Raw genomic sequence first — 23,900 nt, forward strand, 5'->3', positions numbered from 1 at the left:
TTTCTTGGGTCCTCTCTTCGAAACTCTCTATGCACCCAGCAGCGGCTCGATGCTGCAATCGAGCAGGCGCGGATCGATCCCCGCCTCCATGCCCGTGAACATCTGGTCCATGTAGTCGATCAGCGCATCGCTCGCCGTCACCGCGTCCTCGACGTGGCGGCCGGCGACCGCACTGAGAATGGCGAGATGACGGTCGATCGTGCCCGACAGGTCGGTCTGTCCCGGCATGAAGCGGTGATGGATGTAGCCGATGCGGCGGTACAGCGTGTGCAGCGGCCGCAGCGTATGCACCAGGAAGGGCTCGCCGGCAGCTTCCAGCACCAGTGCGTCGATGCGGCGGTCGATGCTGTTGAATTCATCGAGAGTCAGGCTGGCACGGCGTTCGCGCAGGACGCGCTCGATGTGAAGCGCCTGGTTGCGATGCGAGAGGCTGGCGCGATCGGCCGCAAGGCGGACGACGAAGCGCTCCATGTCGCGGCGCAGGGCCAGCAGCATGCGCTCACGCGCGAGATCGATCGGCGCGATGTGCAGGCCGTGACGCGGACGGATGATGATGAGCGTGTCGGCGGACAGACGATTGATGGCGTGATGCACCGGGGTGCGTCCGAAGCCGGTGATCTGCTGCAACTCCAGCATCGTCATGAATTGTCCGGGCTTGAGCTCGCAGTGCACGAGCAGTTCTTCGATCTTTTGATAGGCCAACTCGAAGAAGTTGAGCCGGTTTCGTCGCGAGGGCTTGCCCTCGACGTCTTCGTCGTTTTTGACCACCTCGAGTGCGCGCTTGCGTGCCATGCCGTTCTCTCCCCGTCTGCCCGCGCTCTCGTTGCTTGATGGCGCTTTGATTGTCGGCTCCTTAAAACATGTTGTGATATATTACAAGCAGCGGTAAGACGTCCGCGCGTTCTGCAACATGTTGCAGCGCAAAATGAGACGGCGGGTGCGAGGCGCCTGTGACGGGAGGAAATTGCCGTGAAGATCACGTCGATCGAGACGCTGCGTACCGAGGAATTCTCCAACGTCATCTGGGTGCGCGTTCACACCGACACGGGCACGATCGGTCTCGGGGAGACCTTCTACGGCGCGGGCGCGGTCGAGGCGCAGATCCACGACACCTTTGCCGGCCGCCTGCTCGGCCGCAATCCCCTGCACATCGAAGCCATCCACCGCGACATGCTGAACCTGCCGATGGCGCAGTCCTCCACCGGCGTCGAATATCGCGCGGCGTCCGCGATCGACATCGCGCTGTGGGATCTGTTCGGCAAGGTCTGCAATCAGCCGGTGCACCAGATGCTCGGCGGCCTCTGCCGCGACAAGCAGCGCATCTACAACACCTGCGCAGGCACGCAATATGTGCGCTCGACCAATATCAGCCCGGTCGCGAACTGGAATCTCGGGGCGGCCAAGGGTCCCTATGAAGACCTCGACGGCTTCATGCACCATGCCGATGCGCTCGCCGAAAGCCTGCTGGAAAGCGGCATCTCCGCGATGAAGATCTGGCCGTTCGACCCCGCCGCGCAGGAGAACAAGGGCCTCTACATCACCGCCGCACAGATGAAGCACGCGATCGAGCCGTTCGAGAAGATCCGCAAAGCCGTCGGCGACAAGATGGAGATCATGGTCGAGCTCCACTCGCTCTGGAACCTGCCGACCGCCAAGCAGATCGCGCGCGCGCTCGAGCCCTACAAGCCGACCTGGTACGAAGACCCGATCCGCATGAACTCGCCGCAGGCGCTGGCCGAATATGCACGTTCGACCGACGTCTGGGTCTGCGCCAGCGAGACGCTGGGCTCGCGCTTCCCCTACAAGGACATGCTCGACCGCGACGCCATGCACGTGGTGATGGCGGATCTGTGCTGGACCGGCGGCCTCACCGAGGGGCGCAAGATCGCGGCGATGGCCGAGACCTACCACCGGCCCTTCGCGCCGCACGATTGCATCGGCCCGATCGGCTTCATCGCCGCCATCCACATGTCGTTCAGCCAGCCCAACACGCTGATCCAGGAATCGGTGCGCGCCTTTTACAAAGGCTGGTACAATGAGCTCGTCACCACGATGCCGACGATCAAGAACGGCTTCGTCTATCCGATGGAAGGACCCGGCCTCGGCGTCGACCTTCTGCCCGCGGTATTCGACCGCTCCGATCTGACCGTGCGCCGTTCCAACGTCTGAGGATTTCTCGAGATGAGCACCGCCTTGTTCGACCTGTCCGGCCGCACCGCCCTCGTGACCGGCTCCTCCCGCGGACTCGGCCGCGCCATCGCCGAAGGCATGGCCAAGGCCGGCGCCAAAATCATCGTCAACGGCGTCGATCCCAAGCGCGTCGAGCAAGCCGTCGCCGAGTTCCGTGCCTTCGGTCATCAGGCCGAAGGCGCAGCCTTTGACGTCACCGACGAGCCCGCCATCGTCGCAGCCTTCGAGCGCTTCGACCGCGAAGGAATCGAGGTCGACATTCTCGTCAACAATGCCGGCATCCAGCACCGCAAGCCGCTGGTCGAGTTCACCACCGACGAATGGCGCAAGGTGATCGAGACCGACCTCACCAGCGCTTTCGTGATCGGCCGCGAGGCCGGCAAGCGCATGATCCCGCGCAAGCACGGCAAGATCATCAATATCGGCTCGCTCGGCAGCGAGCTTGCGCGCCCAACCATCGCGCCCTACACGGCGGCAAAAGGCGGCATCAAGAACCTGACCCGCTCGATGGCGGTCGAATGGGCCCAGCACGGCATCCAGGCCAATGCGATCGGCCCCGGCTACATGCTCACCGACATGAACGAGGCGCTGGTCAACAACACCGATTTCAACAATTGGCTGATGGGCCGCATCCCCAGCAAGCGCTGGGGCAAGCCGGACGAGCTGGTGGGCGCGGCAATCTTCCTGGCGTCGGACGCCTCGACCTATGTCAACGGCCAGATCATCTATGTCGATGGCGGCATGATCGCCGCGATGTGATCGCAAACAGGGAGCAAGCCATGCGCGCCGTCGTCATCCACGCCCCGAAGGATCTGCGGATCGACAACTACCCCGATCCGGCCCCCGGCCCAGGCGAGGTCCGCGTCAAGATCGCCAATGGCGGCATCTGCGGCTCCGATTTGCACTACTACCACCACGGTGGTTTCGGCGTCGTGCGCATCCAGCAGCCGATGGCGCTGGGGCACGAGATCGCCGGCGTCGTGGCGGCCGTCGGCGACGGCGTCACAGGCGTGAAATCAGGCACGCGCGTTGCGGTCAATCCGAGCAGGCCTTGCGGGGCGTGCCTCCATTGCCAGGAAGGCATGCGCAACCAGTGCCTGGACATGCGCTTCCTCGGCAGCGCGATGCGTTTTCCCCATGTGCAGGGCGGCTTCCGCGAGTACATCACCGTCGATGCCACGCAAGCCGTACCGATTGCGGACAAGCTCTCGCTGGCGGAGGCTGCGGTCGCCGAACCGCTCGCGGTGTGCCTGCATGCCGGCAGGCAGGCCGGTCCCCTGCTCGGCAAGCGCGTGCTGATCACCGGTTGCGGCCCGATCGGCGCGCTGATGATTTTGGTCTCGCGCTTCGGCGGTGCGGCCGAGATCGTGGTAACTGACGTGGCCGACGCGCCACTGGCCGTCGCCCAAAAGCTCGGCGCGACGCACGCCATCAACGTCGCGACGAACGCCAATGCGCTCGATCCCTGGCGCGCCGGCAAGGGCGTGTTCGACACGCTGTTCGAAGCTTCCGGCAATCAGGCCGCGCTGCGCACAGCTCTCGACGTGCTCAGGCCCGGCGCGACGCTGGTACAGCTCGGCCTCGGCGGCGAGATGACGCTGCCGATCAATACCATCGTCGCCAAGGAATTGCAGCTCCGCGGCACCTTCCGCTTCGACCCCGAGTTCGAGCTGGCGGTACGGCTGATGGGCGAAGGCCTGATCGACGTCAAGCCGCTGATCACGGCGACCATGCCGTTCGAGAACGCGGTCGCCGCCTTCGAGCTCGCCAGCGACCGCTCGCAATCGATGAAGGTCCAGCTGACTTTCTAGGCTGTGAACGCATAGATCTGCTGGATTGACCGTCTGCCGGAGTCCGGTCAGCTCCGAACAAGCGGACGCATTGCTGCGTAGTGACGTAAGCTTTCCGCCGAACAAATCGATATCGAGGCATTTCGCAGCCATGGCATTGAGCCGCTGAACTATCAGCGGGCTCGCCAGTACACATCGAAAAGCGATTACTGGACCTACTTCTCCTGAATCTGAGCTAAATACCCAACGACATCGAGGATGCGATTTCGGATCATCTGCTCGGAATCGCACGGCATATCCAACAGCGCATCGACGGGTTTGGGTTGACTTGCTTTTCTCTGCGAACTTGGTGGCGGACTTTGTCGACAGCCCCAGATCGGCATTGCGGAACCACCGTGCGACTTGATGGCATTTCTTCCATCCACAATCCGGGCGACCGCATCCGCTGAAAACTCCCCGTTGTTTCTCTTGGCGAGGAGCGTCAAGTCGGCTGGCTTGATCTTGAGCCTGCCGCTGGCCGGTCCGGCCCCCTTGCCATCAACACCATGGCATACCGCACACTTCGACAAAAATTCGGACTGTCCTTTGCCGGGATCTTGCGCCCACACCGACGCATTCGTGGCGATCCCGACAAGAGCTGCCAAGGAATGTCGCACGAATGAAGCCTGGCGCAACATCTCTCACCTATCGATAGTGGTCGAGTTCATCAGGAGCAATTGGGGTCACCCAGGCCAGGCCATCTTGATCTGCATCAAGTCAATTGCGACTCTGGAGTGGTCGCGCGCGTGTCGCGACCAGATACGACAAACTCGCGGCCAACTATCTGGCGTTCGTCAACTAATGAGTCCACTACTTAAGTGCGTCGGTGGCCTGCCGGCTCTCGGTCAGCCGGTCCTTGACCAGCCGCACGGCGCCGCGCTTCCAGGAATAGTCTGCACCCAGGCGCAAGCCGCTGTCGCCGCGCGCCAGCACCGCGCCGGTGCTGGCATCGCGAACCTGGAAGCCGAGCGTGTATTCGGTGCGGCTGACCCGGCGCACCACGCCGATCAATGACTGATCAGCACCGAGCCCTTTCGCAATCGCAGCCTCGCATCCGCCGCAGTCACGCAGCGCGCCCGCCGTCGCCGCCTCCCGGCCGACATCGACGATCCGGTAACGGCCGGATTGGCCGAGCGCCTCACGGACGCCGCCGGTGACCTCGGCGAGGTGTGATGCGTCCGACGCGGCTGACGCGCCCACCGAGGCCGCGGTCGTGTCCTCGAGCTCGAACTCGAACACTGCCAACGTCACCGGCGCGGGCGTCGCAAGCGCCGCCATGACCTCGCGGGAGACGAATATCTCGGCGCGCTCCCAGGATTCGTCGTTGTCGCCGCGGAACGTGTAGAGCTTGTCCATCAAGAGCTTCCTGGTGCCGACGTCGATCACCGCGACCTTGGCCCATTGCACCAGCGTGCTCGTCTTCTGGATGCCGCCGATGACCTTGAACGCGGCGCCGTCCTTTGCCGAGGGCACCAGCCGATAGCGGCCGCTCTGCCCGATATCCCGCCTGAGCGCGGCCATGAATGCCGACAGCCGCCGCTCATGGGCCGCGGTCTGGTTGGCCGGCTCGGCCGACGTATCGGTATAGCTGAAATCGTCCATGGCAACGCCGATGGCCGCCTCGGCTGCAGCCGGCGAGCAGGACAGGACCACCAGCAGAACAGCCGAGAGAGCCAGCCGGGAGAAGAGCATGCGCGGTGCCTCGCGAGATGGAGCAGTGCGCAAATCTCGGCGGCAGCCCTCGGCCTGGCAACGGGGAGCATCCCGGCGAGCGCCGGGAAAATTTCACGCCATTGCACTGCAGTAAAGCCTGGCGCTATCCGAGGCCGGCGTTCTGCCGTTTAATGCGGCGGCGACAAACCCGTTCGCGCAAGGTGCCCGCCCGATGTGGAACCGCCCGAGATTCGACCTCAAGGTCCGCTTGACGTTGCGCGTGGCCGCGATATCGGCCGCCTGCTTCGCCGCAATCTCCGCCTATTTCCTGATCACCGCCGATCGCGAGGCTCATGCGCGCATCGATAGCATCGCGGCGATCGTGGCGAAGTCGCTGGAGCTGCAACAGGGCAAGATCCAGTGGGCGGCGAGCCCGCGCGACTTTCCCAACCTCGATCCCGTCGCGGCCTATGTGATGACGCCCGGCCTCTGTCTGGCATTTCGTGGCCCGAGCGGCGAGATGCTGCAGCGGTTCTGCAGCGGTGCGCCTGCCCCGGCGAGCCCGTCGCCGCAGGTCTTCGCGGCCTTCTATCGCAGCCTATTCGATCCCGGCCGCGAAGCGACACGGCCCGTGATCGTACGCGGCACCAGGCTCGGCGAGACCGTGGTCTCGGTCGATCCGGCGGTGCAGACGGCGGAGGCCTGGCACGAGGCCGGCCGGCTGATGATCGCGCTTGCGATCGCGCTGCCGCTGTTGTGCTTGCTGGTTTACGCCGCGCTGGCGCGCGCGCTGCGCCCGACCCGCCTGATCCGCACCGGACTCGAGCGGATCGCCGCCAACGACCTCTCGGCGCGGCTGCCGCCGTTCGATCTCGCCGAACTCTCCGCGATCCGCGACGGCTTCAACCATCTCGCCGAAAGCCTCGACAATGCGCTCGCCGAACGCAGCGAGCTGACGCGCAAGTTGATCGCGCTGCAGGACGACGAGCGCCGCCATCTGGCGCGCGAGCTGCACGACGAGTTCGGCCAGTCGCTCGCCGCCATCCGCGCGCTGGCCTCCTCCGCCCGCCAGACCGCGGTGCAGGACTGCCCCGCTTTGCTTTCCGAGTGCGACGGTATCGCGCGGACAGCGACCGGCATGATGGAGACGCTGCGCGGCACACTGTTCCGGCTGCGCCCGCCCGACGTCGAGGAGCTCGGGCTGGTTGCGAGCCTGGAAGGCCTCGTCGCGGGCTGGAACGGACGCAGCCGCGGCGAGACGCGCTTTTCGATTCGATTCGACGGCGCGTTCGAGACCCTGCCCGCCGCCATCAGCGCCAACCTCTACCGCATCGTCCAGGAGGCGCTCACCAACGCCGCCAAGCATGCCGGCGCCACCAAGGTCGACCTGCATTTGACGATGGGGGCAAACGAGATCGCGCTTGCCATCGACGACGACGGCCGGCCGAACGATGCCTCCAGCAAATCCGGCATGGGCCTGCTCGGCATGCGCGAGCGCGTAGCGGCCTTGCGCGGCCGGATGAGCTTCGAAGTCGGCGCCAACGGCGGCTCGGCGCTGCGCGTCGTCATTCCGCTCACCGCTGCCGAGCGACACCCGCTGGAGCATGCGGCATGAGCGCGGCCGATGCCTCGATCCTGCTGGTCGACGACCATTCCGTGGTCCGCGAGGGCTATCGCTCCGTGCTGCAGAAGCAGCCGGGCCTGCGCGTCATCGCCGAAGCCGCCGACGGCGAGGAGGCCTATCGCCTGTACAAATCCGAGGCGCCCGACCTCGTCATCATGGACCTGAGCATGCCCGGCATCGGCGGCATCGAGGCCGTCAGGCGGATCCGGCAGTGGGACAAGGGCGCAAGGATCCTCATCTTCACCATGCACCAGAATGCGGGCTTCGCCGTGCAGGCGATCCGCGCCGGCGCCAGGGGTTACGTCACCAAGACCAGCCCGCCGGAAACGCTGGTAAGGGCCGTGATGGACGTGCTCGCCGGCAAGATCGCCATCAGCCCCGACATCGACCACGAGCTGGCGCTGAGCCGGCTCGGCGGCGAAAGCTCGGCCGCCGACGTCCTCACCGCCCGCGAGTTCGAGGTGCTGCGGCTGCTGCTCGCCGAGAAGACCACCGACGAGATTGCGGAGACGCTGCACGTCAGCCCGAAGACGGTGGCGAACCTGCATTCCCTGATCAAGGACAAGCTCGGCGTCGGCTCCGACATCGAGCTGGTCCGCCTCGCGTTGCGCCAGGGACTGTTGACGGAGCCCGATCTCGGCGAGGCCTGATCGCGCACCTGCCGTTAAGGCGCAAGATTCGTTCCGTCAGGCGCAAATGCCTCAACCATATCGCCGATCCTGAACGACATCATGTCACGGCCGACGAGCAGAGGTCCTTTATAAGTCGCGCGTGTGCGCAGGATCAGCGGCTCTTCCGGAATGTCGGGCGCAGGCTTCACCGTTCCGAACACGATGTGGGAGTAAACGGCGAGTTTCGGCCTCGCGGTCGCAAAGATCCGGCCGGCCTCCTCGGGCGAGGTGTGGTGCGCCTGAATGTCCTTGTAGACAGGATTTTTGACCAACAGCTCCGGCTCGATCACCGCGACCTCGTGGATCAGCAGATCGGCGCCTTCGGCCGCCTTCGCGATCCGCTCGTCATATTTGGTGTCGCCCGACAGCACGACCTTGTGGCCGCCATATTCGACGACGTAACCGAACGACGGCTTGATCTTCTCGCCGTGATTGACCTCGATCGCGGTGACCTTGACGCCGTTGCTGTCGTAGACGGTCCCGGCCTCGATATCCTTTGCGGCAAATGTGATCCCGACGGGATCGAGGTGCTCATCATCGATACGAATGCGGATGTCGTCCGCAAAGGCCTTCGTCAGGTTCTCCGTCATCGCAACGGTGCCCTTGGGTCCGTAGAGCTTCATCGGTCCTTTGCGGGACGCCCAGGGCGTGGCGAGCCAGCCGGTCAACCACATGTCGGGAAGGCCGACGAGGTGGTCGGAATGCAAATGGGTGATGAAATTGGCGGTGATCGCGCCGAGCGGGATCTTCAGCTTGTAGAGCTGCATGGTCGAGCCGCGGCCGAGATCAAACAGCAGCTTCTCGCTCCCCGCCTCCACCAATGTCGACGCACTGAAGCTGGTCGGCCGCGGCGTCGGCACGCCGGTGCCGAGCAGCGTGACCTTCATCGGTTCGGCCAAAGTAGACGTACTGAACGCGAGCAGCACGAGGCCTGCCCTCACGAGGGTTGTGAGCATGTCTTTCTTTCCTTCGATGTCAGATCATTGCCGTGCGGCCGCGGATCATTCGCGCGCGATCACCTGGTCCAGCCACGCGCAGTTGAGTGGCGGCACGCGGGGATCGGCGACGCGCACGCCGCGCGCTGCTGCATCGAGCCGCATGTCACGCAGGCGCTTGCGCTGCTCTTCCGGCATATGAAGCCGCTCGTGACCCCACAGCGACGGCCCATCGAACGTCTCATGCGGCTGCCAGGTCTCGGGATCGATCACGCGCGCGCCCCAGCCATATTCGATGAAGAAGCCAGAGGGGGTGTTCACGTAGAACGAGGTCATGTGGTCGTTGGTGTGTCGGCCCAGCGTATAGGCGATACGGCCCTCGTCCAGCTGCGCGAGGTCGTAGCCTTGGCCGACATCGTCGAGGCTACCGAGCTCGACCATGAAGTGATGTATTGCCTTGCGCCCCGAGCCGACCATCGCAAAGCTGTGGTGGCGGCCGTTGACGTGGAAGAAATACAGCCCATAGGGCTTCAATCCGAAATCCGAGACGTGGAAGCCGAGCACGTCGCGGTAGAACGGCAAGAGCGGCTCGACATCCTCCACATTGAGCACGACATGCCCCATGCCGAGCGCGCCGGTGCGAAAGCCCGAGATCGGCCGGCCCGGGCTGAAGGGCTCGCTCGCAAGCTCCGGCTTGCAGAAGGCCTCGAGCCGGTTGCCGGCGGGGTCGGCAAACGAGATCAGCTCGGCGACATGCCGCTCGTCGGCGAGCGCGCGCGAGCCGCGCTTCACCTCGACGCCATGACTTTCCAGCCGTGCGGCCAGTTGGTCCAGTGCGGTCAAGGAGGGAACTTCCCATCCCATCACCGCAAGGCCCGCGTCGCTGCTGCCGTCGACGATCAGCCGCTGCTTGCGATCGTCCATGCGGAAGGCGCGCATCTTGCCGCCGCGATCGACCTGCTGCATGCCGAGCAGCCCTGTCGCCATCCGGCCCCACTGGTCGAGCTGCGATGAGTTGATCCCGATATAACCGAGCGCGGTGATTTCCATCGAATTTCTCCCGAAAGCATCGCGTGTGCCGCAATGCGGCGAACTTGATACCGGCCGCGCACGATCTTAACGTGGCGTTCCGCAATCGCTTCGCGTTCGCAACGATAATCGCGAGACCGTGCGCCACAAGGGAGGAAATGCGAAGTGTCCAAGGAGCGGACGGACAAGACTGTCCCCCGGCAGTCGGAAGGCGTCCGCGCCTTCAAGCGCGGGCTCGACGTGCTGCGGGAGGTCAACCGCTCGGGCGGCATCCGTGCCGGCGACGTCGCCCGCGCACTCGACCTGCCCCGACCCACCGTCTACCGCCTGCTCGAAACGCTGGAGGAACTCGGCTATATCGCCCGCAGCGCCAGCGACGACCGCTTTCGCGTCACCCGGCGCGCGCTGAGCCTCGGCGACGGCTACGATCCCGGCGTGGTGATCTGCCAGGCGGCGGCGCCCTATCTCGCCGAGCTCAGCAAGACTCTGGTCTGGCCGGTCGATCTCTCCACGTACGAGAACGCGGCGATGGTCGTGCAAGAGACCACGCATTCACGCAGCCCGCTCTCGATCGACCGCGGCATGATCGGCAAACGCCTGCCGATGCTGCGGACCTCCGCGGGCCGCGCCTATCTCGCCGCCTGCCCCGCCCGCGAGCGCGAACTGATCCTCAATCATTTGCGCCGCATCGACGAGGCTGACGACCGCCCCTTTCTCGACGAAGCCCGCCTCGACCGCATGATCGCCGAGACGCAGGCGCGAGGTTACGCGATCCGCAGCGAGGGCGAATTCAATCCCAAGACGGCTTCGATCGCCGTGCCCATCGTGCGCAACGATGCCGTGTTCGGCTGCATCTCCATCATCTGGATCCGTTCGGCATTGGGAATCGAGGAGGCCGTCGCCACCTTTGTCGAGCCGATACGCAGCGCCGCGGCAACCATCGACGTGGGGAGCTGAATTGGTGCCTCACTTGGCCAGGGGTCGACAATCGCGCCCGGCGTCAGCTACGCCCGCACGACCTGGACCGGTAGCGACGCCAGACCGCGCAACACGTTGTTCATCGCGAGCACGGGTTCGCCAATCCGGAAACCGGCGACGCGTTCCACGAGAACCTCCAGCAGCGCCGTCATCTCCAGCCGGGCCAGATGCAGGCCTGCGCACATATGCGTGCCGTTGCCGAATCCGAGATGATCGTTGGCGCGGCGTTTCACGTCGAATTGCTCGGGATCCTGCCATTTTCGCTCGTCGCGATTGGCTGACGCGTAGAGCAGCAGCACCCGGCTGTCGCGCGGGACCGTCAGACCGCCAATCGTCGCGTCGGCCACGAGGTGCCGTGTAAAGCCGCGGACCGGGGATTCCAGCCGCAATGCCTCGTTGATCGCGTTGGGGATCAGGGCCGGATCGTTGCGAACGATATCCCATTGCGCGGGATGGCGGCCGAACAGCAGGATGAGGTTGGCCGTTGCGAAGATGGTCGTATCCAGACTTGGTCCGAGATAATCCCGCATCAGGACCGGACAGCGTTCAGCTTCGACCTCGCCCCGATCCGCCGCTGCAAAGATCCGGTCGCCCCAGCTGCCGGGCCGCAGACGGGTCCTGATCTGCTCTCCGCCGAGATAGGCTCGCATATCGTGAACATCCTTGAGCGCCGCGCACGCCCGTGCGTTCATGCCACCCAGCACGTTGAAGGTCGCCGCAGCCCATCGCAACATGCTGCTGCGGCCGTAATCCTCCAGACCGACGAGTTTTGAGACGATCGTCAGGGGCAGGTGCTGGGCCAGATCGGTGACCGCATCGAACTCGCCGCGGGCGACGAGATCGTCGATCAGCAGGCCGGCCTCCGCCCTGATCTGCGGTCCGATGTCCTCCAGGGCCCGCGGCAGCAAGGGCGCCGCGATGATGGCACGCAACCGGTCATGCAGAGGCGCATCGCTCGCCAGCGTCGTGCCTCGCGAGATCTCGTTGACATGATCGTTCGCCGCAACCCCCTGGGCCGACGAGAACACGGACGGGTTCCGCAACGCGGCACGGACGTCGTCGAAGCGGGCGACCACATGGAGCCCGTTTCGGGGCAACCAGACCACGGGCCCCAGTTCGCGCAGGGCGCGATAATGCGGATATGGGTCGTGCAAGACCTCATCGCTGTAGAGATCGACGTCATAGACCGGTTGTCCGGGAACGGCCGGCATCCTCTATCCTCCCTGATCAGCCAAGAGCATGCCTCGGGGCACGTCCCCGGGCATGCCTCAGTGCACCGCGACCCATTCGCCCTTCTCGAGCCGACCGAGCGTCAACGCGCTCTGGTCGAGGCCGGTGTGGTCGTTGGCTCCGTAATTGTAGACGCCACGCGAGCCGGCGACGCCCTTGAGCCCTTCGATGGCACTGCGGAGTCCTTCCCGGAATTCGGCGGTGCCGGGCTCTCCCGCCTTGAGCGCAGCGGGAGCGGCGCGCTCGATCAGGAGCAGCGCGTCATAGGCGGAGCCCGCAAAGATGTTGCGGCTTCCCGGACCGAACCTGGCCTCGTAGCGCCGAATGAATTCCAATGCAGCCTGCTTGGCGGGATGCTCATCCGGCAACGAGGCCGCCCCGACCGCCGGGCTCAGCGGCACGAAAATCCCGTCGCCCTGAGCGCCGGTCAGCTTGCGAAAATCGCCGAAGGTCGCACCGAGCGTGCCGTACACCTTGCCCTCATATCCCTTTTCGCGAAGCTGGAGCAACGGCAGCGCCGCAGGCGCGCCGGAGGCTGCAATGAGAACGGCGTCGGGATTGGCGGCGACGATCTTGAGCACCTGTCCGCTGACGGTGGTGTCCGTGCGTGCATATTTCTCGTCGGCAAGCAACTTGATCCCATGGGCCGCAGACATGTCCGCGCCGACCTTGCTCCAGGCATCACCGTAGGAATCGCCGAAGCCGATCAGGGCGAGCGTCTTGACGCCGTTCTTCTTCATGTGGGCGAACAACGGTGTCGCTTCGTGATCGTCGTTGGTGGTCGTCTTGAAGATCCAGCGCTTGCGCGCATCGACCGGCGCGACCAGCGCGTTGACGGGCGCCAGAGTGATGACGGGAAGACGGTATTCGACCGCCGGATCAATCACGGCAAAGGACCCTGGCGTCGCGGTCGGTCCGACGAGGATGTCGATCTGGCTGCCTTGGAACAGTTTGCGCAGCGCGGCGACCGCCGCGGTGCTGTCCGAGGCCTCGTCGAGAAACAGATAGTTGACCTTGTGGCCCGCAATTTCGGTCGCGCCAAAGCTGGTCCCGTTGCGCTCGGCATTGCCGATCGCCGCGGCCGGGCCGGTGGCAGACAGCAGAATTCCAACATTGATGTCCGCGGCCAGAGCCGGCGACACCAACAGTCGGATCGCAAGACAGGCCGCTCCCGCGTATTTCAGCATCGTCGTTCCTCCGCGGCTGCCTCATTCGACAACCTGCACTTTTTTTCCTGCCGTTAGGTAGCCGGGCCGAACCTGTTCAAGACAGCCCAATTGCCGAAATGTCCGGCTGGCGGACAGGGTGTGTTCGCAGCTCGTCGTCCGCAGGGCGGACACTTGGCGCGGCGGCGTTGATGCTGCGGCGCGGCTCGGCGAAGAGATACCCCCATGCAAGATATATCCGCCCCTGAAGATTATGACGTCGTGATCGTCGGCCGCGGGCCGGTCGGCGCCACGCTCGCCAATTTGCTCGGTCTTTGCGGCGTTCGCACGCTGGTGCTGGAGCGCGAGGCGCGGACCTATCATTTGCCGCGCGCGGTGCATTTCGACGACGAATGCATGCGGGTGTTCCAGACCATCGGTCTCGCCGAGGCGATCCTGCCGCAGACAATCCTCAGCCCCGGGATGCTGTTTCTGGATGCCGACGGCAAGATGCTGCTGGACTGGTCGCGGCCGCAGACCCCTACGCCGATGGGCTGGAATCTCAGCTACCGCTTTCACCAGCCCGACCTGGAGGACGTGCTGATCGGCGGCCTGGCCCGCTTTGCCCACGTCACCTTGCAGAGCCGCTGCGAGGTCTTCGCGCTCGACCAGGACGAGCACGGCGTGCGCGTCCGCTACGAGGATCTGTCCAACGGCAAGCTGCGTGAGGTCCGCGCGGCCTATGTCGTCGGCTGCGACGGCGCGCGCTCTCTGGTTCGCCGCTTCATCGGCCCCGGCATGGACGATCTGGGATTCCACGAGCGCTGGCTGGTGATCGACGTGCTGCTCAAGCGCGCGCGAGAGGACCTTGGCGACTACAGCATTCAGCATTGCGACCCCGCCCGGCCCGCGACTTACGTGCGCGGCACCGGAACGCGGCGGCGCTGGGAGATCACGGTGCTACCGCATGAGGATTCCCAGGACGTTGCCCAGCCGGCGAAGGTGTGGGAGCTGCTGTCGCGTTGGGTCACGCCTGATGACGCCGCGCTGGAGCGCGCCGCGGTGTACACGTTTCATTCCGCGATCGCGCAGTCCTGGCGCGGCGGACGGCTGCTGCTGGCCGGCGATTCCGCGCACCAGACCCCGCCCTTCCTCGGCCAGGGCATGTGCGCCGGCATACGCGATGCCGCCAACCTTGCCTGGAAGCTCGCCGCGATCATTCAGGGCGGCGCCGCGCCCGATCTGCTCGACACCTATCAGAGCGAACGTCAGCCGCATGTGCGCGAGTTCATCGAGCTCGCCATCCGGCTCGGCGGCATCATCAACACAAGGGCGATCGAGGCCGGCCTTGCCGTGGGCGAAGCGCGTCCGAATGCGCCGGCTAAACTGGAGGTGAAAAAGCCCCTGCTCGGCCCTGGACTGGCGCTGGGGGACCTGCCGCTGTCTCGCCATCTCGCTCCCCAATTCGTGCTCGGCAATGGAGAGCGCAGCGATGACCGCACCGGCTACCGCCACGTGCTGCTCGTCGAGACCGCGGCCGCCCTGCCGTCGCGCCCCGCTCTGGCGCAGGCCGGAATCGAGATCCTGACCGCCGACGATGCCGATGGCATCGGCAACTGGCTGCGCGAACACGGCATCGTCGCCGCACTGGTTGGTCCCGACCGCTACATCCGTGGCACCGCCCGCAACGAGATCGAGCTTGAACGGCTCGCTGCCGCCGCCATTCCCCCCAACCCCGTGCCGTCCGCGGCCTGATCCTAGGGATACCCCATGAAACTGCTCTCTTTCATCGCCGACGGCCGCGTCTCCTTCGGCGCCGTCAAGGACAACGGTGTCGTCGATCTCGGCGCGCGCATGGCGCCCTGCACCTCGCTCCGGCAGCTGCTCGAAGCCGGTCGCCTCGCCGAGGCGGCGAAGCTGGTCGCATCCGCTGCGCCTGACCATCCGCTCGACAAGATCAGCTTCGCCCCCGTGATCCCCGATCCCGGCAAGATCATCTGCGTCGGCCTGAACTACCGCGACCACGTCGCCGAGACCGGACGCACCGTCACCGAGAAGCCGGCGTTGTTCGTGCGCTTTCCCTGCAGCCAGGTCGGCCATCTCCAGCCGATCGTGAAGCCCAAAGTGAGCGACGATTTCGATTATGAAGGCGAGCTCGCGCTGGTTATCGGCAAGCAAGGCCGGCACATCCCGGCCGGCCACGCGCTCGATCACATCGCCGGTTATTCCTGCTACAACGAGGGTAGCATCCGCGACTGGCAACGCCACACCAGCCAGTTCCTCTCCGGCAAGACCTTCGCGGAGAGCGGCAGCTTCGGTCCGTGGCTGGTGACGGCGGACGAAATTGCCGATCCGTCGAAGCTCACCTTGCAGACCCGCCTGAACGGCGCCGTCGTGCAGGATACCACCACCGATCTCCTGATCACCGGCATCTCCGAGCTGATCGCCTACATCTCCACGATCTGCCCGCTCGTCCCCGGCGACGTCATCGTCACGGGCACGCCTGGCGGGGTCGGCGCCAAGCGCACGCCGCCGCTGTGGATGCGTCCCGGCGACACCGTCGAGGTCGAGATCTCAGGCATCGGAACCTTGCGCAACAAGGTCATCGCCGAACCGGCCTGACCAAATCCTCGAACAATCAAAAACGACAAAACCGGGAAACGCCATGGCCAACCTCCGCACGACATCCGCCGCCACCCTGCTGGTCACGCTGGCGCTCGCGGGCCCGCCTGCGCGCGCCGAGATCAAGGGCGACGCCATCCGCATCGGCGTGCTCACCGACATGAACGGTGTGTTCGCAACCGCGATGGGCCCGGGCTCGTTCGAGGCCGCCCGGATGGCCGCGGAGGAGTTCGGCGGCAAGATCAACGGCAAGCTGATCGAGATCCTGCAGGCCGACCACCAGAACAAGCCGGACCTGGCGGCCTCGCTCGCCCGCAAATGGTTCAGCGAGGGTGTGCAGGCCATCGCCGACGGCGGCAGCTCCGGCGCCGCGCTCGCCGTGCAGGAGCTGGTGCGCGGCAACGGCAATATCTTCCTCGTCTCCGGCGCCGGCGCCAATCAGCTCACCGACGAGGCCTGTGCGCCGACCAGCGTGCAATGGACCCAGGACGCCTATTCCACGGCGACCGCCGTGGTGTCCGGCATCATGCAGACCAGCAAGGAGCCATGGTTCTTCATCACCGGCGACTACGCCTTCGGCCATTCGATCGAGGCGACCGCCCGCGCGCACATTGGCGAACTCGGCGGCAAGGTCGCTGGCAGCGTCAAGGCGCAGCTCGGCACGCCCGATTACTCATCGTTCCTGCTTCAGGCGCAGTCCTCAGGCGCCAAGATCCTCGCCCTCAACGTCGCCGGCGACAACGCCACCGCGATCAAGCAGGCCGAGGAATTCGGCCTTGCCGACCAGGGCATCAAGATCGTGCCGATGTCGTTCCAGAACGTCGACATCGCGGCGGTCGGGCTGAAGGCGACGCGTGGCGACCTCATCGTCACCTCGTTCTTCGAGGACGTCTCACCGGCCGCGCGAAAATTCTCCGATGCCTTCTATGCGCGCCGCAAGGCGATGCCCTCGCAGATCCAGGCCGGCGTCTATTCCGCCGTGCGCCATTATCTGCAGGCGATCAAGGACACCGATTCCGACGACAGCGCGACCGTGATGGCCAAGATGAAGGTGACGCCGGTGTCGGATGCCTACACGCCCAAAGGCCACATCCGCGAGGACCAGCGCATGGTGCACGACCTCTACCTGGTGCAGGTCAAGACGCCCGAGGAATCCAAAGGCCCCTGGGATTTCGTCAAGCTGGTCGCGACGATCCCGCCCGACCAGGCCTTCCGTCCGCTCGACCGCAGCAAGTGCGGTTTGGTGGGGAAGTAGTGCCGAGCGTGGACTCGTGAATCCAGATCACACGCATTCGATGCCCGCTGGGCGCATGACTGCGCCGCGAAAGCCGGAATTTGGCAGGTGCGAGAGGGCCCAACAGCTGCTGACGATCGTACGGCTCCTCTCGCTCGCATCGCCAACGGGGCGGCCACCCCGCCCAGTCCGCTACCGACGGATGGCAGTTCGCTCCCGTCAAGACCGCGAAGGAGGCTTCGGTCGGAGGTTTGGAATTTGCCAACCGCCGGGCCATGCGTATCGCCCGCTTCCTGCCTCAGGTTGATCGCGGCCCGAACTGTTCCTCGAGTTCGATGAGAGCCAAAGCCGACAAAAGGAGCAATCCTGCCTCATCGGTGACGTCGATCGCGATTGGGCCTGCCTGCCCGGATAGCGTCACTTCGCGGGCAGCTTCGCCCAACGCAACCAGCGCCGCGCTGCGTGCTGCACTGACGCTCCCGAATTCCACTCCGACCTCGTCTCGCGTGAGGCCTTGTGAGTTCCTGAAATTGAAGTAGAAGCGCGACATCGGCAGTAAAGTGAGTGCGGCGCCAAGCGTTCCTATGTGATGGGAAAGTTCCAAACGCTACTCGTGAGGCCGGTCAAGTCCATGAAGATAGGCGGCGTCGAATTCAGCAACCTCTTCGAACTCTTGGCGCTGCAGCAGTTCCAATGTTCGGCCGCGCCAATCGATGAGTCCGCGGCGCCTCAGTTCTTGGATGGTCCGGTTCACGTGCACGATGGAGAGCCCGCAGGCGTTGGCGACGTCCTCTTGGGTCAGAGGACAATTGAAGGAGTTCTGCTCGACAAGACCGACGAACTCGAGGCGCGTGGCGATCTCACAAATGAGGTGAGCAACTCGTGGCAGCGCCTGCCGCGCGCCTAGATTATCCACCCATTCCCTGTAGACGGCCCCCTGAATCAGGGTTTCGCGCCAAAATGCGTTCAACAGTCCCGTCGATTCTTGAAGCATCGCCCTGACGTCGGAGTGCTTCACTAAAGCAATCGTTGAGGGGCCCACGCTGCAAAGGTCATGATCCATGACTGGCAAGTGCAGGGAGGGGAGATCCGGCATATCCCCAGCCAGATAGAAGGAAGAAATTTGCATTCGGTCTGACACAACCCTCTGGCGAGATAGAAAGCCCGCCAACACGATGGTGCAACTCGATGGCCGGTCCCCCACCCGCACTGCGTACTCAGCGTCCGCCAAGTTCCTTACGCTATAGCGCATGTTTCTGAGGGCGTCGCGGTCCCGCTCGGAAACCGGACCAACGGCGAGTAGACGGGCGATCAGCTTGTGATGTGGCATGGAGGCTCCCCGGGTTAACGGCGGGAGCACTGTCATCTCTCAGCCATCGGCGCCTTGCTGGACCTGCCCGATGATGAGACATTGTGCATCAATCTGGCTGATGCACCTAGCTATTTCGAGCGCGTAGGCGCCCGCCGGGTTTGGTCCATTTCCATCAAGGCACCGTTTCTTTAGCCGATGGAGCGGGATGCCAAGTCTCCGGCACCTGGCATGTGCGAAGCAGCTCGTAGGCGTGCGCGAGCTGCTTCCTTGACTGCTCGATCATTTGCTTGGTGAGATCGCCGCGCTGTCGTCGAAAAATCGGCTGAGCAGCGGCGTAAGCCTCGAAAGCCTCTCGCTGTTCAGGTTTCATGAGAGTTACTCATCGAGCTTGGAATTCTGATCAATGAGAAGAGGGTACTTTGGTTCCAGTACGCTCCCCATCTGCTGGCTTCAGGGGCGCCGGTCCGCTCCCGTCAAGGGAGTGGCGTTCCGGTCAATCTTCCAAGCCCCGTAAAACGTTAGCCGCTACGATGTGAAAGAGGATGCCTCCGCTGATGCCCGTACCCATGACAATCAGCGTTGCCCGCTGAAAAATCAGGTGTAGGTAAGACGAGGTGAATGACGTCATTTCGGCGTTAGGCTCAGCGGCTTTGGCGACAATGGCTATTAGAGGCGTCGCGTATGCTGCCACCAGCAATGCAACACCGACATTGTTGAGGAAGGTAGCAAGGAGCTTGCACGTTTCGTTACGCGCCAATTTTCCTGAAACACTAGGCATATCGAGCAATTGCACGCGACGCCAAAAAGTGTTGGCTGTCGTGCGGGTAGGCTCTGGGCCTGCGAGTAGAAACCACAGCGATGCCAATACGCCGAACGTCCAAAGAAATCCTGCCATCCTCGCATCCCAAAAATCCGGATCAAATCTCCACAGGGAGCGGAGTGTCCGCTAGAGCAGCCGTCGAGGACAGAACGGCAGCCGCAATGATGGACATCAAGTACTTATTCAATGGAATCCTCCCTGGACAAAAAGGCAAATAGCTTCCTGTGGTATGGCACAATCGTCAATTGTGCGTCGTCGACTTATCCACTCCCTTCAGGGTGGCTGGCACACACCACCAACCGTTAGGCGTTGCTCCCGGCGATCATCTATTTGGCTTTAGCGGGTGGCGGTCTTTTCTGACTTATGCGGCGACTAGCTTTACGTCCCGCATTTGATCTCGCAAACGTATGATCCCGACGCCGATATCTGCGCTCCTGCCCTACGCCAGATACCGCACCACATAACCTTCCATCGCATAGAGCGCGCAGAGCGCCAGGCTCGACCACACCGCGGCGCTGAAATACAGGAACATCCAGGTCAGCTCGCCCTTCCAGTGTGCGATGTCGTGGGTCACCACCCAACGCGTCGAGACGTCATGCAGGCCTTCGAGGAAGCCCAGCAACCTGTTGCCCTCGGCGTGCCCGGCCCGCCAGCGGCTGAGATACATGGGAACGTCGACGGTGACGAGGAAGGCGAGGAAGCAGGCGATGCCGACGATGCCCGACATCAGCGCCCAGCGCACCACGCCCTGGAATTCCGGCATCAGGCGGCACAGCGCGAGGCCGGCGAGGAAGAAGGTCACCGCCCACAGCGAGTTCTCGATCGCGTTGTAGAGAAAATTCGTCGTCACCACCGCGTACCAGGAGAAGCACTCCGCGATGATGATGATGGGCACGATCACGAGCGCGATGTTCACCGCGGTCTCCGCGCCCGTCATCTTGCCGAGCTGATGCAGGATGATGGCCCATTGCGCGACGAAGCAGAGCTCGGCCACGGTCGCGACGGTGCGGCCGACGACGACGCTCGACAGCCAGGTGTCGAACAGGCAGATGCGCTGCACGTCGGCGCGCGGCAGGAACGAGCGGAACGCGCAGCCGAACACATAGCCGGCGCACAGCAGCAACATCAGCCCGATGTCCGAGCCGCCGCTGAGGCTGCCCGCAGGCGTCGGGTAGAATTCGCGGTACAGCATGAACCACACCAGGATGTTGGCGCCGCTCACGAGCGTGAGGGATCCCCACCACCACGCGAGGGGATTTGACCGCGCCTGCCACTGCAACATGAACCGCTCCGAAAATTATCGATCTGACATGTCGTCGTAATAATCCTGTCACAGGAAGACATGCAATCACGACAAAAATCCGTGTGTTGGGCGCGCCCGGCGCGTCCTCCAACGGAAATATCGACGCGATACTGATGTCCACATATCGGACAATTTTTTGATTTCTGTCGAATCTATTGGACAGACGCAATTTCGCCGTCTGATATTCGGGAATGGCCCCGAGAGATCTATCCAGACCGCGACATCCGCCCTCCTCCGCCGCCGCAGTGCTGGCAGAAAGCGTCGATGACGCCGCCTTCGCCACGACGCTGGCGAAGGGGCTGGTCGTGCTCGAGGCGTTCAAGGCGGGCAGCACGCTGCTGGGCAACATGGAGCTATCGACGCTGACGGGCATCCCGCGGCCGACGGTGGCGCGGCTGACCCACACGCTGGCCGAGCTCGGCTATCTCCGTTACGACGCCGAGCGGGCCAAGTACCGCGTCGGTGCGCGGGCGCTGCGGATCGCCCATCCCCTGCTTGCCGGAATGCAATTCCGCCAGATGGCGCGGCCCATGATGCAGGAACTGGCGCTCAGCGTCCGCGGCACGGTCTCGATCGGCCTGCTCGACGCGACATCGATGATCTATGTCGAGACCGCGCGCTCCGGCGACGTCGGGCCGCACGCGCCCGACATCGGCATGCCGATTCCCGTGGTGATGACCGCCATGGGACGCGCCGCGGCAGCGACCTTGCCGCCGGCCGATGCGGACCGGCTCGAACGGGTCATCGCCGCCGAAGACGGCGAGCTGTGGTCGGCGTTTCGCGACAAATACCGGGCCGGGATCGCGCAATGCAAAAGCCGCGGCTTCGCCACCTGCTGGGGCGAGTACATGGCCTCGATCCATGCCGTCGCCGCGCCGCTGTTTCACGCGGGCGAATCGAGGCAGTCGTTCTCGATCAATTGCGGCATCCCCGCCTTCCGGCTCCAGCCGGGCCAGCTGGAGGCCGAGATCGGTCCGCGCATCGCCGCGCTCGCCGACAGCATCCGCGCCATCGTCGGACAGGCAGAGCTCGCGCCGCCGCGCAAGGCCAGGAAAATCACGAGCGGCAGGGCATAAGATGGCTGGTCCGCTCGAAGGTTTGAAGGTTCTCGATATCGCAACCATCATCGCCGCGCCCTTTGCCGCGACGCTGCTGGCCGACTACGGCGCCGACGTCCTCAAGATCGAGATGCCCGGGAACGGCGACGGCGTGCGCTCGTTTCCGCCGTTCAAGGACGGCAAGCCGCTGTGGTGGAAAGCAGCCAACCGCAACAAGAAGTTCGCCACGCTCGACCTGCGCATGCCGGACGGACTTGCACTGTTCAAGCAGCTGCTGCCGCGCTTCGACGTGCTGATCGAGAATTTCCGTCCGGGAACGCTCGATCGCTGGGGCCTGTCGAGTGAGGTACTGTGGTCGATCCAGCCGCGCCTCGTGATCCTGCGCGCCACCGCCTTCGGGCAGAACGGGCCCTATCGCGAGCGGCCCGGCTTTGCCCGCATCTTCGAGGCCATGGGCGGGCTCACCTACATCACCGGCGAGAGCGACGGCGAACCGACCCATCCGGGATACCCGATCGGGGATTCGATCGGCGGCCTGTTCGGCGCCGTCGGCGTGCTCGCAGCGCTGTGGAAACGGGCGCGCGACCCCGATGCGCCCGGCGAGGAGATCGATCTTTCGCTCACTGAGGCGACCTTCCGCCTGCTCGACGTCCTCGCCATCGAGCACGATCAGCTCGGCACCGTTCGCAGCCGGATCGGCAATGCCAACGGCTATTCGGCGCCGGCCGCCGTGTTCCGCACCAGCGACGATCACTGGGTGACGCTGGCGGGGTCGACCAACGCGCTGTTTGCCGCGAACTGCCGGGCGATCGAACGGCCCGACCTGATTACCGATCCGCGCTTTGCCAGCAACGACCGGCGCGTCGCGCACGCTTCCGAGCTCAACAGCATCTTCGCCGGCTGGTGTGCCGCCCATCCCCTCGAATTGGTCCTCGCGCGATTCAATGCCGCGCAGGGCACGCTCGCTCCGATCTATTCGATCGACCAGATCGCCGACGACCCGCAGGTGAAAGCGCGCGAGGTCATCACCCGCGTCCCCGACCGGGATTTCGGCACGGTTGCGATGGCCAACGTCGTCCCGCGCTTCACCAATGATCCCGCGCAAATGCGCCACGCCGCCGGCGACGTCGGCCAGGACAATGACGAGGTGTTTCGCAACTGGCTCGGCCTTTCCGACCAGGAGGTCGAAAGGCTCACCGAGCGAAAGGTGATCTGAGCGCAACAACAAGACCAATAAAAAGCAGACAAGAAAATAAGGGAGGAAGAAGACAGTGACATCATTCAAGGTCACACGCAGAACCCTGCTGGGCACGCTCGCAGGCGGACTGGTCGCGGGCTCAAGCCTGACGGCCCAGGCCGAAGACGCATGGCCGACGCGCCTGGTGCGGCTGATCTCGCCCTATGGACCCGGCGGCTCCAACGACATCTCGCTGCGCCTGCTGGCCGAAGAGTTCGGCCGCAGCCTGCGTCAGCAGTTCATCGTCGAGAACAAGCCGGGTGCCGGCACCCGCATCGCCAACGACATGGTCGCCCATGCACCGGGCGACGGCTACACCCTTCTCTACGTCGCGGCCCCCTATGCGACCGCCGAGGCGCTGTTCGGCAAGCTGACCTATGACCGCAAGGATCTGCAGCCGGTCGCGATGGTCGTGGTCGCGCCGCTGTTCCTCATCATCAGCGCCGATGCGCCGTTCAAGACACTCCCCGAGCTGATCGCCTATGGCAAGTCGAAACCGGACGGGCTGACCTTCGCCTCTCCCGGCGCCGGCTCGCAGCCGCACCTCGCCGGAGAGCTGCTGTTCCGAGACGCCGGGGTCAAGGGTCTCAACATCCCGTTCCGGGGCGATGCCGCCTCCTACACCGAACTGCTCGCCGGCCGCGTCGACGCCACGCTGACGGCGCTGCCGACCGCCCTGCCCTATATCCAGAGCGGCAAGTTCACGGTGCTCGGCGTCGCCTCAGCCGAGCGCAGCGCGCTCTATCCGCAGGCCCTGACCCTGCGCGAGCAGGGGTTTCCCAACGTGGCGGCGGCGGGCTGGTACGGCTTCATGGCGCCCGCCACGACGCCGCGCGCGATCGTCGACAAATTCCAGGCCGAGATTTTGCGCGCGCTCGCCGAGCCAGCGATCAAGGACAAGCTGACCGCCCAGGGCCTCGAAGTGCGTGCTGGCACCGGGGCCGAGTTCGGCCAGTTCATCGACGCCGAGACCAAGAAATGGACCAAGCTGATCCGCGATGCTGGTCTCAAGGGCGAATGACAATCGGGA

At 64.5% G+C, this 23,900-nt stretch carries 24 protein-coding genes; 12 read left to right on the top strand and 12 right to left on the bottom strand.

Annotated features, from left to right (window positions below):
• Positions 1-27: 27 nt before the first annotated feature.
• The gene (locus tag IVB24_RS25605) at positions 28-792 is read right to left on the bottom strand and encodes a GntR family transcriptional regulator (protein ID WP_094971904.1); all 765 of its coding nucleotides are present in this window, start codon (positions 790-792) and stop codon (positions 28-30) included.
• Between the two features lie 177 nt (positions 793-969).
• On the opposite strand from IVB24_RS25605, the gene IVB24_RS25610 reads away from it, so the two are divergent.
• The 3 genes from IVB24_RS25610 to IVB24_RS25620 are packed head-to-tail and all read left to right on the top strand — an operon-like array spanning position 970 to position 4,001.
• Entirely contained in the window at positions 970-2,169 is a 1,200-nt protein-coding gene (locus IVB24_RS25610) for a mandelate racemase/muconate lactonizing enzyme family protein (RefSeq protein WP_247769476.1), read from the top strand.
• 12 nt (positions 2,170-2,181) lie between these two features.
• Positions 2,182-2,949, top strand: a complete 768-nt coding sequence (locus tag IVB24_RS25615) for an SDR family oxidoreductase (protein ID WP_140480136.1) — start codon at positions 2,182-2,184, stop codon at positions 2,947-2,949.
• 20 nt (positions 2,950-2,969) lie between these two features.
• Positions 2,970-4,001 (top strand): L-idonate 5-dehydrogenase, encoded by a 1,032-nt coding sequence (locus tag IVB24_RS25620; RefSeq protein ID WP_247769477.1) that lies wholly within the window; start codon positions 2,970-2,972, stop codon positions 3,999-4,001.
• A gap of 194 nt (positions 4,002-4,195) precedes the next feature.
• Here the strand turns inward: IVB24_RS25620 and IVB24_RS25625 are convergent, their stop codons facing one another.
• Positions 4,196-4,657: a cytochrome c gene (locus IVB24_RS25625; protein WP_247769478.1), complete on the bottom strand. Its 462-nt coding sequence runs from the start codon at positions 4,655-4,657 to the stop codon at positions 4,196-4,198.
• A 172-nt stretch (positions 4,658-4,829) separates the two neighbouring features.
• The gene (locus tag IVB24_RS25630) at positions 4,830-5,711 is read right to left on the bottom strand and encodes a DUF3280 domain-containing protein (protein WP_247769479.1); all 882 of its coding nucleotides are present in this window, start codon (positions 5,709-5,711) and stop codon (positions 4,830-4,832) included.
• 193 nt (positions 5,712-5,904) lie between these two features.
• Here IVB24_RS25630 and IVB24_RS25635 point away from each other — a divergent pair, with 193 nt between their 5' ends.
• Together IVB24_RS25635 and IVB24_RS25640 are read left to right on the top strand one after the other, a co-directional pair.
• On the top strand, positions 5,905-7,287 hold the full coding sequence (locus IVB24_RS25635) for a sensor histidine kinase (RefSeq protein ID WP_247769480.1): 1,383 nt from the start codon (positions 5,905-5,907) through the stop codon (positions 7,285-7,287).
• Positions 7,284-7,946, top strand: a complete 663-nt coding sequence (locus IVB24_RS25640) for a response regulator transcription factor (RefSeq protein WP_094971910.1) — start codon at positions 7,284-7,286, stop codon at positions 7,944-7,946. The genes IVB24_RS25635 and IVB24_RS25640 overlap by 4 nt, the downstream gene beginning before the upstream one ends.
• 14 nt (positions 7,947-7,960) lie before the next feature.
• On the opposite strand, the gene IVB24_RS25645 is transcribed toward IVB24_RS25640, so the two are convergent.
• Both IVB24_RS25645 and IVB24_RS25650 read right to left on the bottom strand, forming a co-directional pair.
• Positions 7,961-8,923 carry an MBL fold metallo-hydrolase gene (locus IVB24_RS25645; RefSeq protein ID WP_247769481.1) on the bottom strand — a complete coding sequence of 321 codons (963 nt, stop codon included), beginning with the start codon at positions 8,921-8,923 and terminating at the stop codon, positions 7,961-7,963.
• A 45-nt stretch (positions 8,924-8,968) separates the two neighbouring features.
• On the bottom strand, positions 8,969-9,952 hold the full coding sequence (locus IVB24_RS25650) for a VOC family protein (protein ID WP_247769482.1): 984 nt from the start codon (positions 9,950-9,952) through the stop codon (positions 8,969-8,971).
• Between the two features lie 144 nt (positions 9,953-10,096).
• On the opposite strand from IVB24_RS25650, the gene IVB24_RS25655 reads away from it, so the two are divergent.
• A complete protein-coding gene (locus IVB24_RS25655; protein ID WP_247769483.1) occupies positions 10,097-10,888 on the top strand; it encodes a DNA-binding transcriptional regulator in 792 nt (263 codons plus the stop codon).
• Between the two features lie 47 nt (positions 10,889-10,935).
• Here the strand turns inward: IVB24_RS25655 and IVB24_RS25660 are convergent, their stop codons facing one another.
• On the bottom strand, positions 10,936-12,120 hold the full coding sequence (locus IVB24_RS25660; protein WP_247769484.1) for a cytochrome P450: 1,185 nt from the start codon (positions 12,118-12,120) through the stop codon (positions 10,936-10,938).
• 57 nt (positions 12,121-12,177) lie between these two features.
• The gene (locus IVB24_RS25665; protein ID WP_247769485.1) at positions 12,178-13,326 is read right to left on the bottom strand and encodes an ABC transporter substrate-binding protein; all 1,149 of its coding nucleotides are present in this window, start codon (positions 13,324-13,326) and stop codon (positions 12,178-12,180) included.
• A 204-nt stretch (positions 13,327-13,530) separates the two neighbouring features.
• Between IVB24_RS25665 and IVB24_RS25670 the strand changes: the two genes are divergently transcribed.
• From IVB24_RS25670 to IVB24_RS25680, 3 genes are read left to right on the top strand one after another with little or no spacing between them, the layout of a single operon-like run.
• Positions 13,531-15,039 carry a bifunctional 3-(3-hydroxy-phenyl)propionate/3-hydroxycinnamic acid hydroxylase gene (locus IVB24_RS25670; RefSeq protein WP_247769486.1) on the top strand — a complete coding sequence of 503 codons (1,509 nt, stop codon included), beginning with the start codon at positions 13,531-13,533 and terminating at the stop codon, positions 15,037-15,039.
• Positions 15,040-15,054: 15 nt separating this feature from the next.
• Positions 15,055-15,906: a fumarylacetoacetate hydrolase family protein gene (locus tag IVB24_RS25675; protein WP_247769487.1), complete on the top strand. Its 852-nt coding sequence runs from the start codon at positions 15,055-15,057 to the stop codon at positions 15,904-15,906.
• Positions 15,907-15,949: 43 nt separating this feature from the next.
• Positions 15,950-17,161 (top strand): ABC transporter substrate-binding protein, encoded by a 1,212-nt coding sequence (locus tag IVB24_RS25680; RefSeq protein ID WP_247769488.1) that lies wholly within the window; start codon positions 15,950-15,952, stop codon positions 17,159-17,161.
• A 277-nt stretch (positions 17,162-17,438) separates the two neighbouring features.
• Here IVB24_RS25680 and IVB24_RS25685 read toward each other — a convergent pair whose 3' ends face one another.
• The 5 genes from IVB24_RS25685 to IVB24_RS25705 all read right to left on the bottom strand — a co-directional run bounded on the left by IVB24_RS25685 (position 17,439) and on the right by IVB24_RS25705 (position 20,554).
• Positions 17,439-17,744, bottom strand: coding sequence for a hypothetical protein (locus tag IVB24_RS25685; RefSeq protein ID WP_247769489.1), 306 nt, complete (start codon positions 17,742-17,744; stop codon positions 17,439-17,441).
• A gap of 3 nt (positions 17,745-17,747) precedes the next feature.
• A complete protein-coding gene (locus tag IVB24_RS25690; RefSeq protein WP_247769490.1) occupies positions 17,748-18,470 on the bottom strand; it encodes a Crp/Fnr family transcriptional regulator in 723 nt (240 codons plus the stop codon).
• 154 nt (positions 18,471-18,624) lie between these two features.
• Positions 18,625-18,822 carry a hypothetical protein gene (locus IVB24_RS25695; RefSeq protein ID WP_247769491.1) on the bottom strand — a complete coding sequence of 66 codons (198 nt, stop codon included), beginning with the start codon at positions 18,820-18,822 and terminating at the stop codon, positions 18,625-18,627.
• Positions 18,823-18,945: 123 nt separating this feature from the next.
• Positions 18,946-19,347, bottom strand: a complete 402-nt coding sequence (locus IVB24_RS25700; protein ID WP_247769492.1) for a hypothetical protein — start codon at positions 19,345-19,347, stop codon at positions 18,946-18,948.
• 364 nt (positions 19,348-19,711) lie between these two features.
• Complete coding sequence (locus IVB24_RS25705) at positions 19,712-20,554, bottom strand: hypothetical protein (protein ID WP_247769493.1); 843 nt, start codon at positions 20,552-20,554, stop codon at positions 19,712-19,714.
• Between the two features lie 212 nt (positions 20,555-20,766).
• On the opposite strand from IVB24_RS25705, the gene IVB24_RS25710 reads away from it, so the two are divergent.
• Genes IVB24_RS25710 through IVB24_RS25720 form a run of 3 tightly spaced genes read left to right on the top strand, consistent with a single transcriptional unit; the run spans position 20,767 to position 23,891 of the window.
• A complete protein-coding gene (locus IVB24_RS25710) occupies positions 20,767-21,651 on the top strand; it encodes an IclR family transcriptional regulator (RefSeq protein WP_247769494.1) in 885 nt (294 codons plus the stop codon).
• A gap of 1 nt (position 21,652) precedes the next feature.
• The gene (locus IVB24_RS25715) at positions 21,653-22,849 is read left to right on the top strand and encodes a CoA transferase (RefSeq protein WP_247769495.1); all 1,197 of its coding nucleotides are present in this window, start codon (positions 21,653-21,655) and stop codon (positions 22,847-22,849) included.
• Between the two features lie 55 nt (positions 22,850-22,904).
• The gene (locus IVB24_RS25720; RefSeq protein WP_247769496.1) at positions 22,905-23,891 is read left to right on the top strand and encodes a tripartite tricarboxylate transporter substrate binding protein; all 987 of its coding nucleotides are present in this window, start codon (positions 22,905-22,907) and stop codon (positions 23,889-23,891) included.
• The last annotated feature ends 9 nt before the right edge of the window (positions 23,892-23,900 follow it).

The organism is Bradyrhizobium sp. 192, from assembly GCF_023100965.1.
GTDB lineage: Bacteria > Pseudomonadota > Alphaproteobacteria > Rhizobiales > Xanthobacteraceae > Bradyrhizobium > Bradyrhizobium symbiodeficiens.

Excerpts from the sequence above, each read along its gene's own strand:
- IVB24_RS25605 (WP_094971904.1), bottom strand. The coding sequence starts at position 792 with ATGGCACGCAAGCGCGCACTCGAGGTGGTCAAAAACGACGAAGACGTC.
- IVB24_RS25615 (WP_140480136.1), top strand. The coding sequence starts at position 2,182 with ATGAGCACCGCCTTGTTCGACCTGTCCGGCCGCACCGCCCTCGTGACC.
- IVB24_RS25620 (WP_247769477.1), top strand. The coding sequence starts at position 2,970 with ATGCGCGCCGTCGTCATCCACGCCCCGAAGGATCTGCGGATCGACAAC.
- IVB24_RS25625 (WP_247769478.1), bottom strand. The coding sequence starts at position 4,657 with ATGTTGCGCCAGGCTTCATTCGTGCGACATTCCTTGGCAGCTCTTGTC.
- IVB24_RS25630 (WP_247769479.1), bottom strand. The coding sequence starts at position 5,711 with ATGCTCTTCTCCCGGCTGGCTCTCTCGGCTGTTCTGCTGGTGGTCCTG.
- IVB24_RS25635 (WP_247769480.1), top strand. The coding sequence starts at position 5,905 with ATGTGGAACCGCCCGAGATTCGACCTCAAGGTCCGCTTGACGTTGCGC.
- IVB24_RS25640 (WP_094971910.1), top strand. The coding sequence starts at position 7,284 with ATGAGCGCGGCCGATGCCTCGATCCTGCTGGTCGACGACCATTCCGTG.
- IVB24_RS25645 (WP_247769481.1), bottom strand. The coding sequence starts at position 8,923 with ATGCTCACAACCCTCGTGAGGGCAGGCCTCGTGCTGCTCGCGTTCAGT.
- IVB24_RS25650 (WP_247769482.1), bottom strand. The coding sequence starts at position 9,952 with ATGGAAATCACCGCGCTCGGTTATATCGGGATCAACTCATCGCAGCTC.
- IVB24_RS25660 (WP_247769484.1), bottom strand. The coding sequence starts at position 12,120 with ATGCCGGCCGTTCCCGGACAACCGGTCTATGACGTCGATCTCTACAGC.
- IVB24_RS25665 (WP_247769485.1), bottom strand. The coding sequence starts at position 13,326 with ATGCTGAAATACGCGGGAGCGGCCTGTCTTGCGATCCGACTGTTGGTG.
- IVB24_RS25670 (WP_247769486.1), top strand. The coding sequence starts at position 13,531 with ATGCAAGATATATCCGCCCCTGAAGATTATGACGTCGTGATCGTCGGC.
- IVB24_RS25675 (WP_247769487.1), top strand. The coding sequence starts at position 15,055 with ATGAAACTGCTCTCTTTCATCGCCGACGGCCGCGTCTCCTTCGGCGCC.
- IVB24_RS25680 (WP_247769488.1), top strand. The coding sequence starts at position 15,950 with ATGGCCAACCTCCGCACGACATCCGCCGCCACCCTGCTGGTCACGCTG.
- IVB24_RS25690 (WP_247769490.1), bottom strand. The coding sequence starts at position 18,470 with ATGCCACATCACAAGCTGATCGCCCGTCTACTCGCCGTTGGTCCGGTT.
- IVB24_RS25695 (WP_247769491.1), bottom strand. The coding sequence starts at position 18,822 with ATGAAACCTGAACAGCGAGAGGCTTTCGAGGCTTACGCCGCTGCTCAG.
- IVB24_RS25700 (WP_247769492.1), bottom strand. The coding sequence starts at position 19,347 with ATGGCAGGATTTCTTTGGACGTTCGGCGTATTGGCATCGCTGTGGTTT.
- IVB24_RS25705 (WP_247769493.1), bottom strand. The coding sequence starts at position 20,554 with ATGTTGCAGTGGCAGGCGCGGTCAAATCCCCTCGCGTGGTGGTGGGGA.
- IVB24_RS25710 (WP_247769494.1), top strand. The coding sequence starts at position 20,767 with ATGGCCCCGAGAGATCTATCCAGACCGCGACATCCGCCCTCCTCCGCC.
- IVB24_RS25715 (WP_247769495.1), top strand. The coding sequence starts at position 21,653 with ATGGCTGGTCCGCTCGAAGGTTTGAAGGTTCTCGATATCGCAACCATC.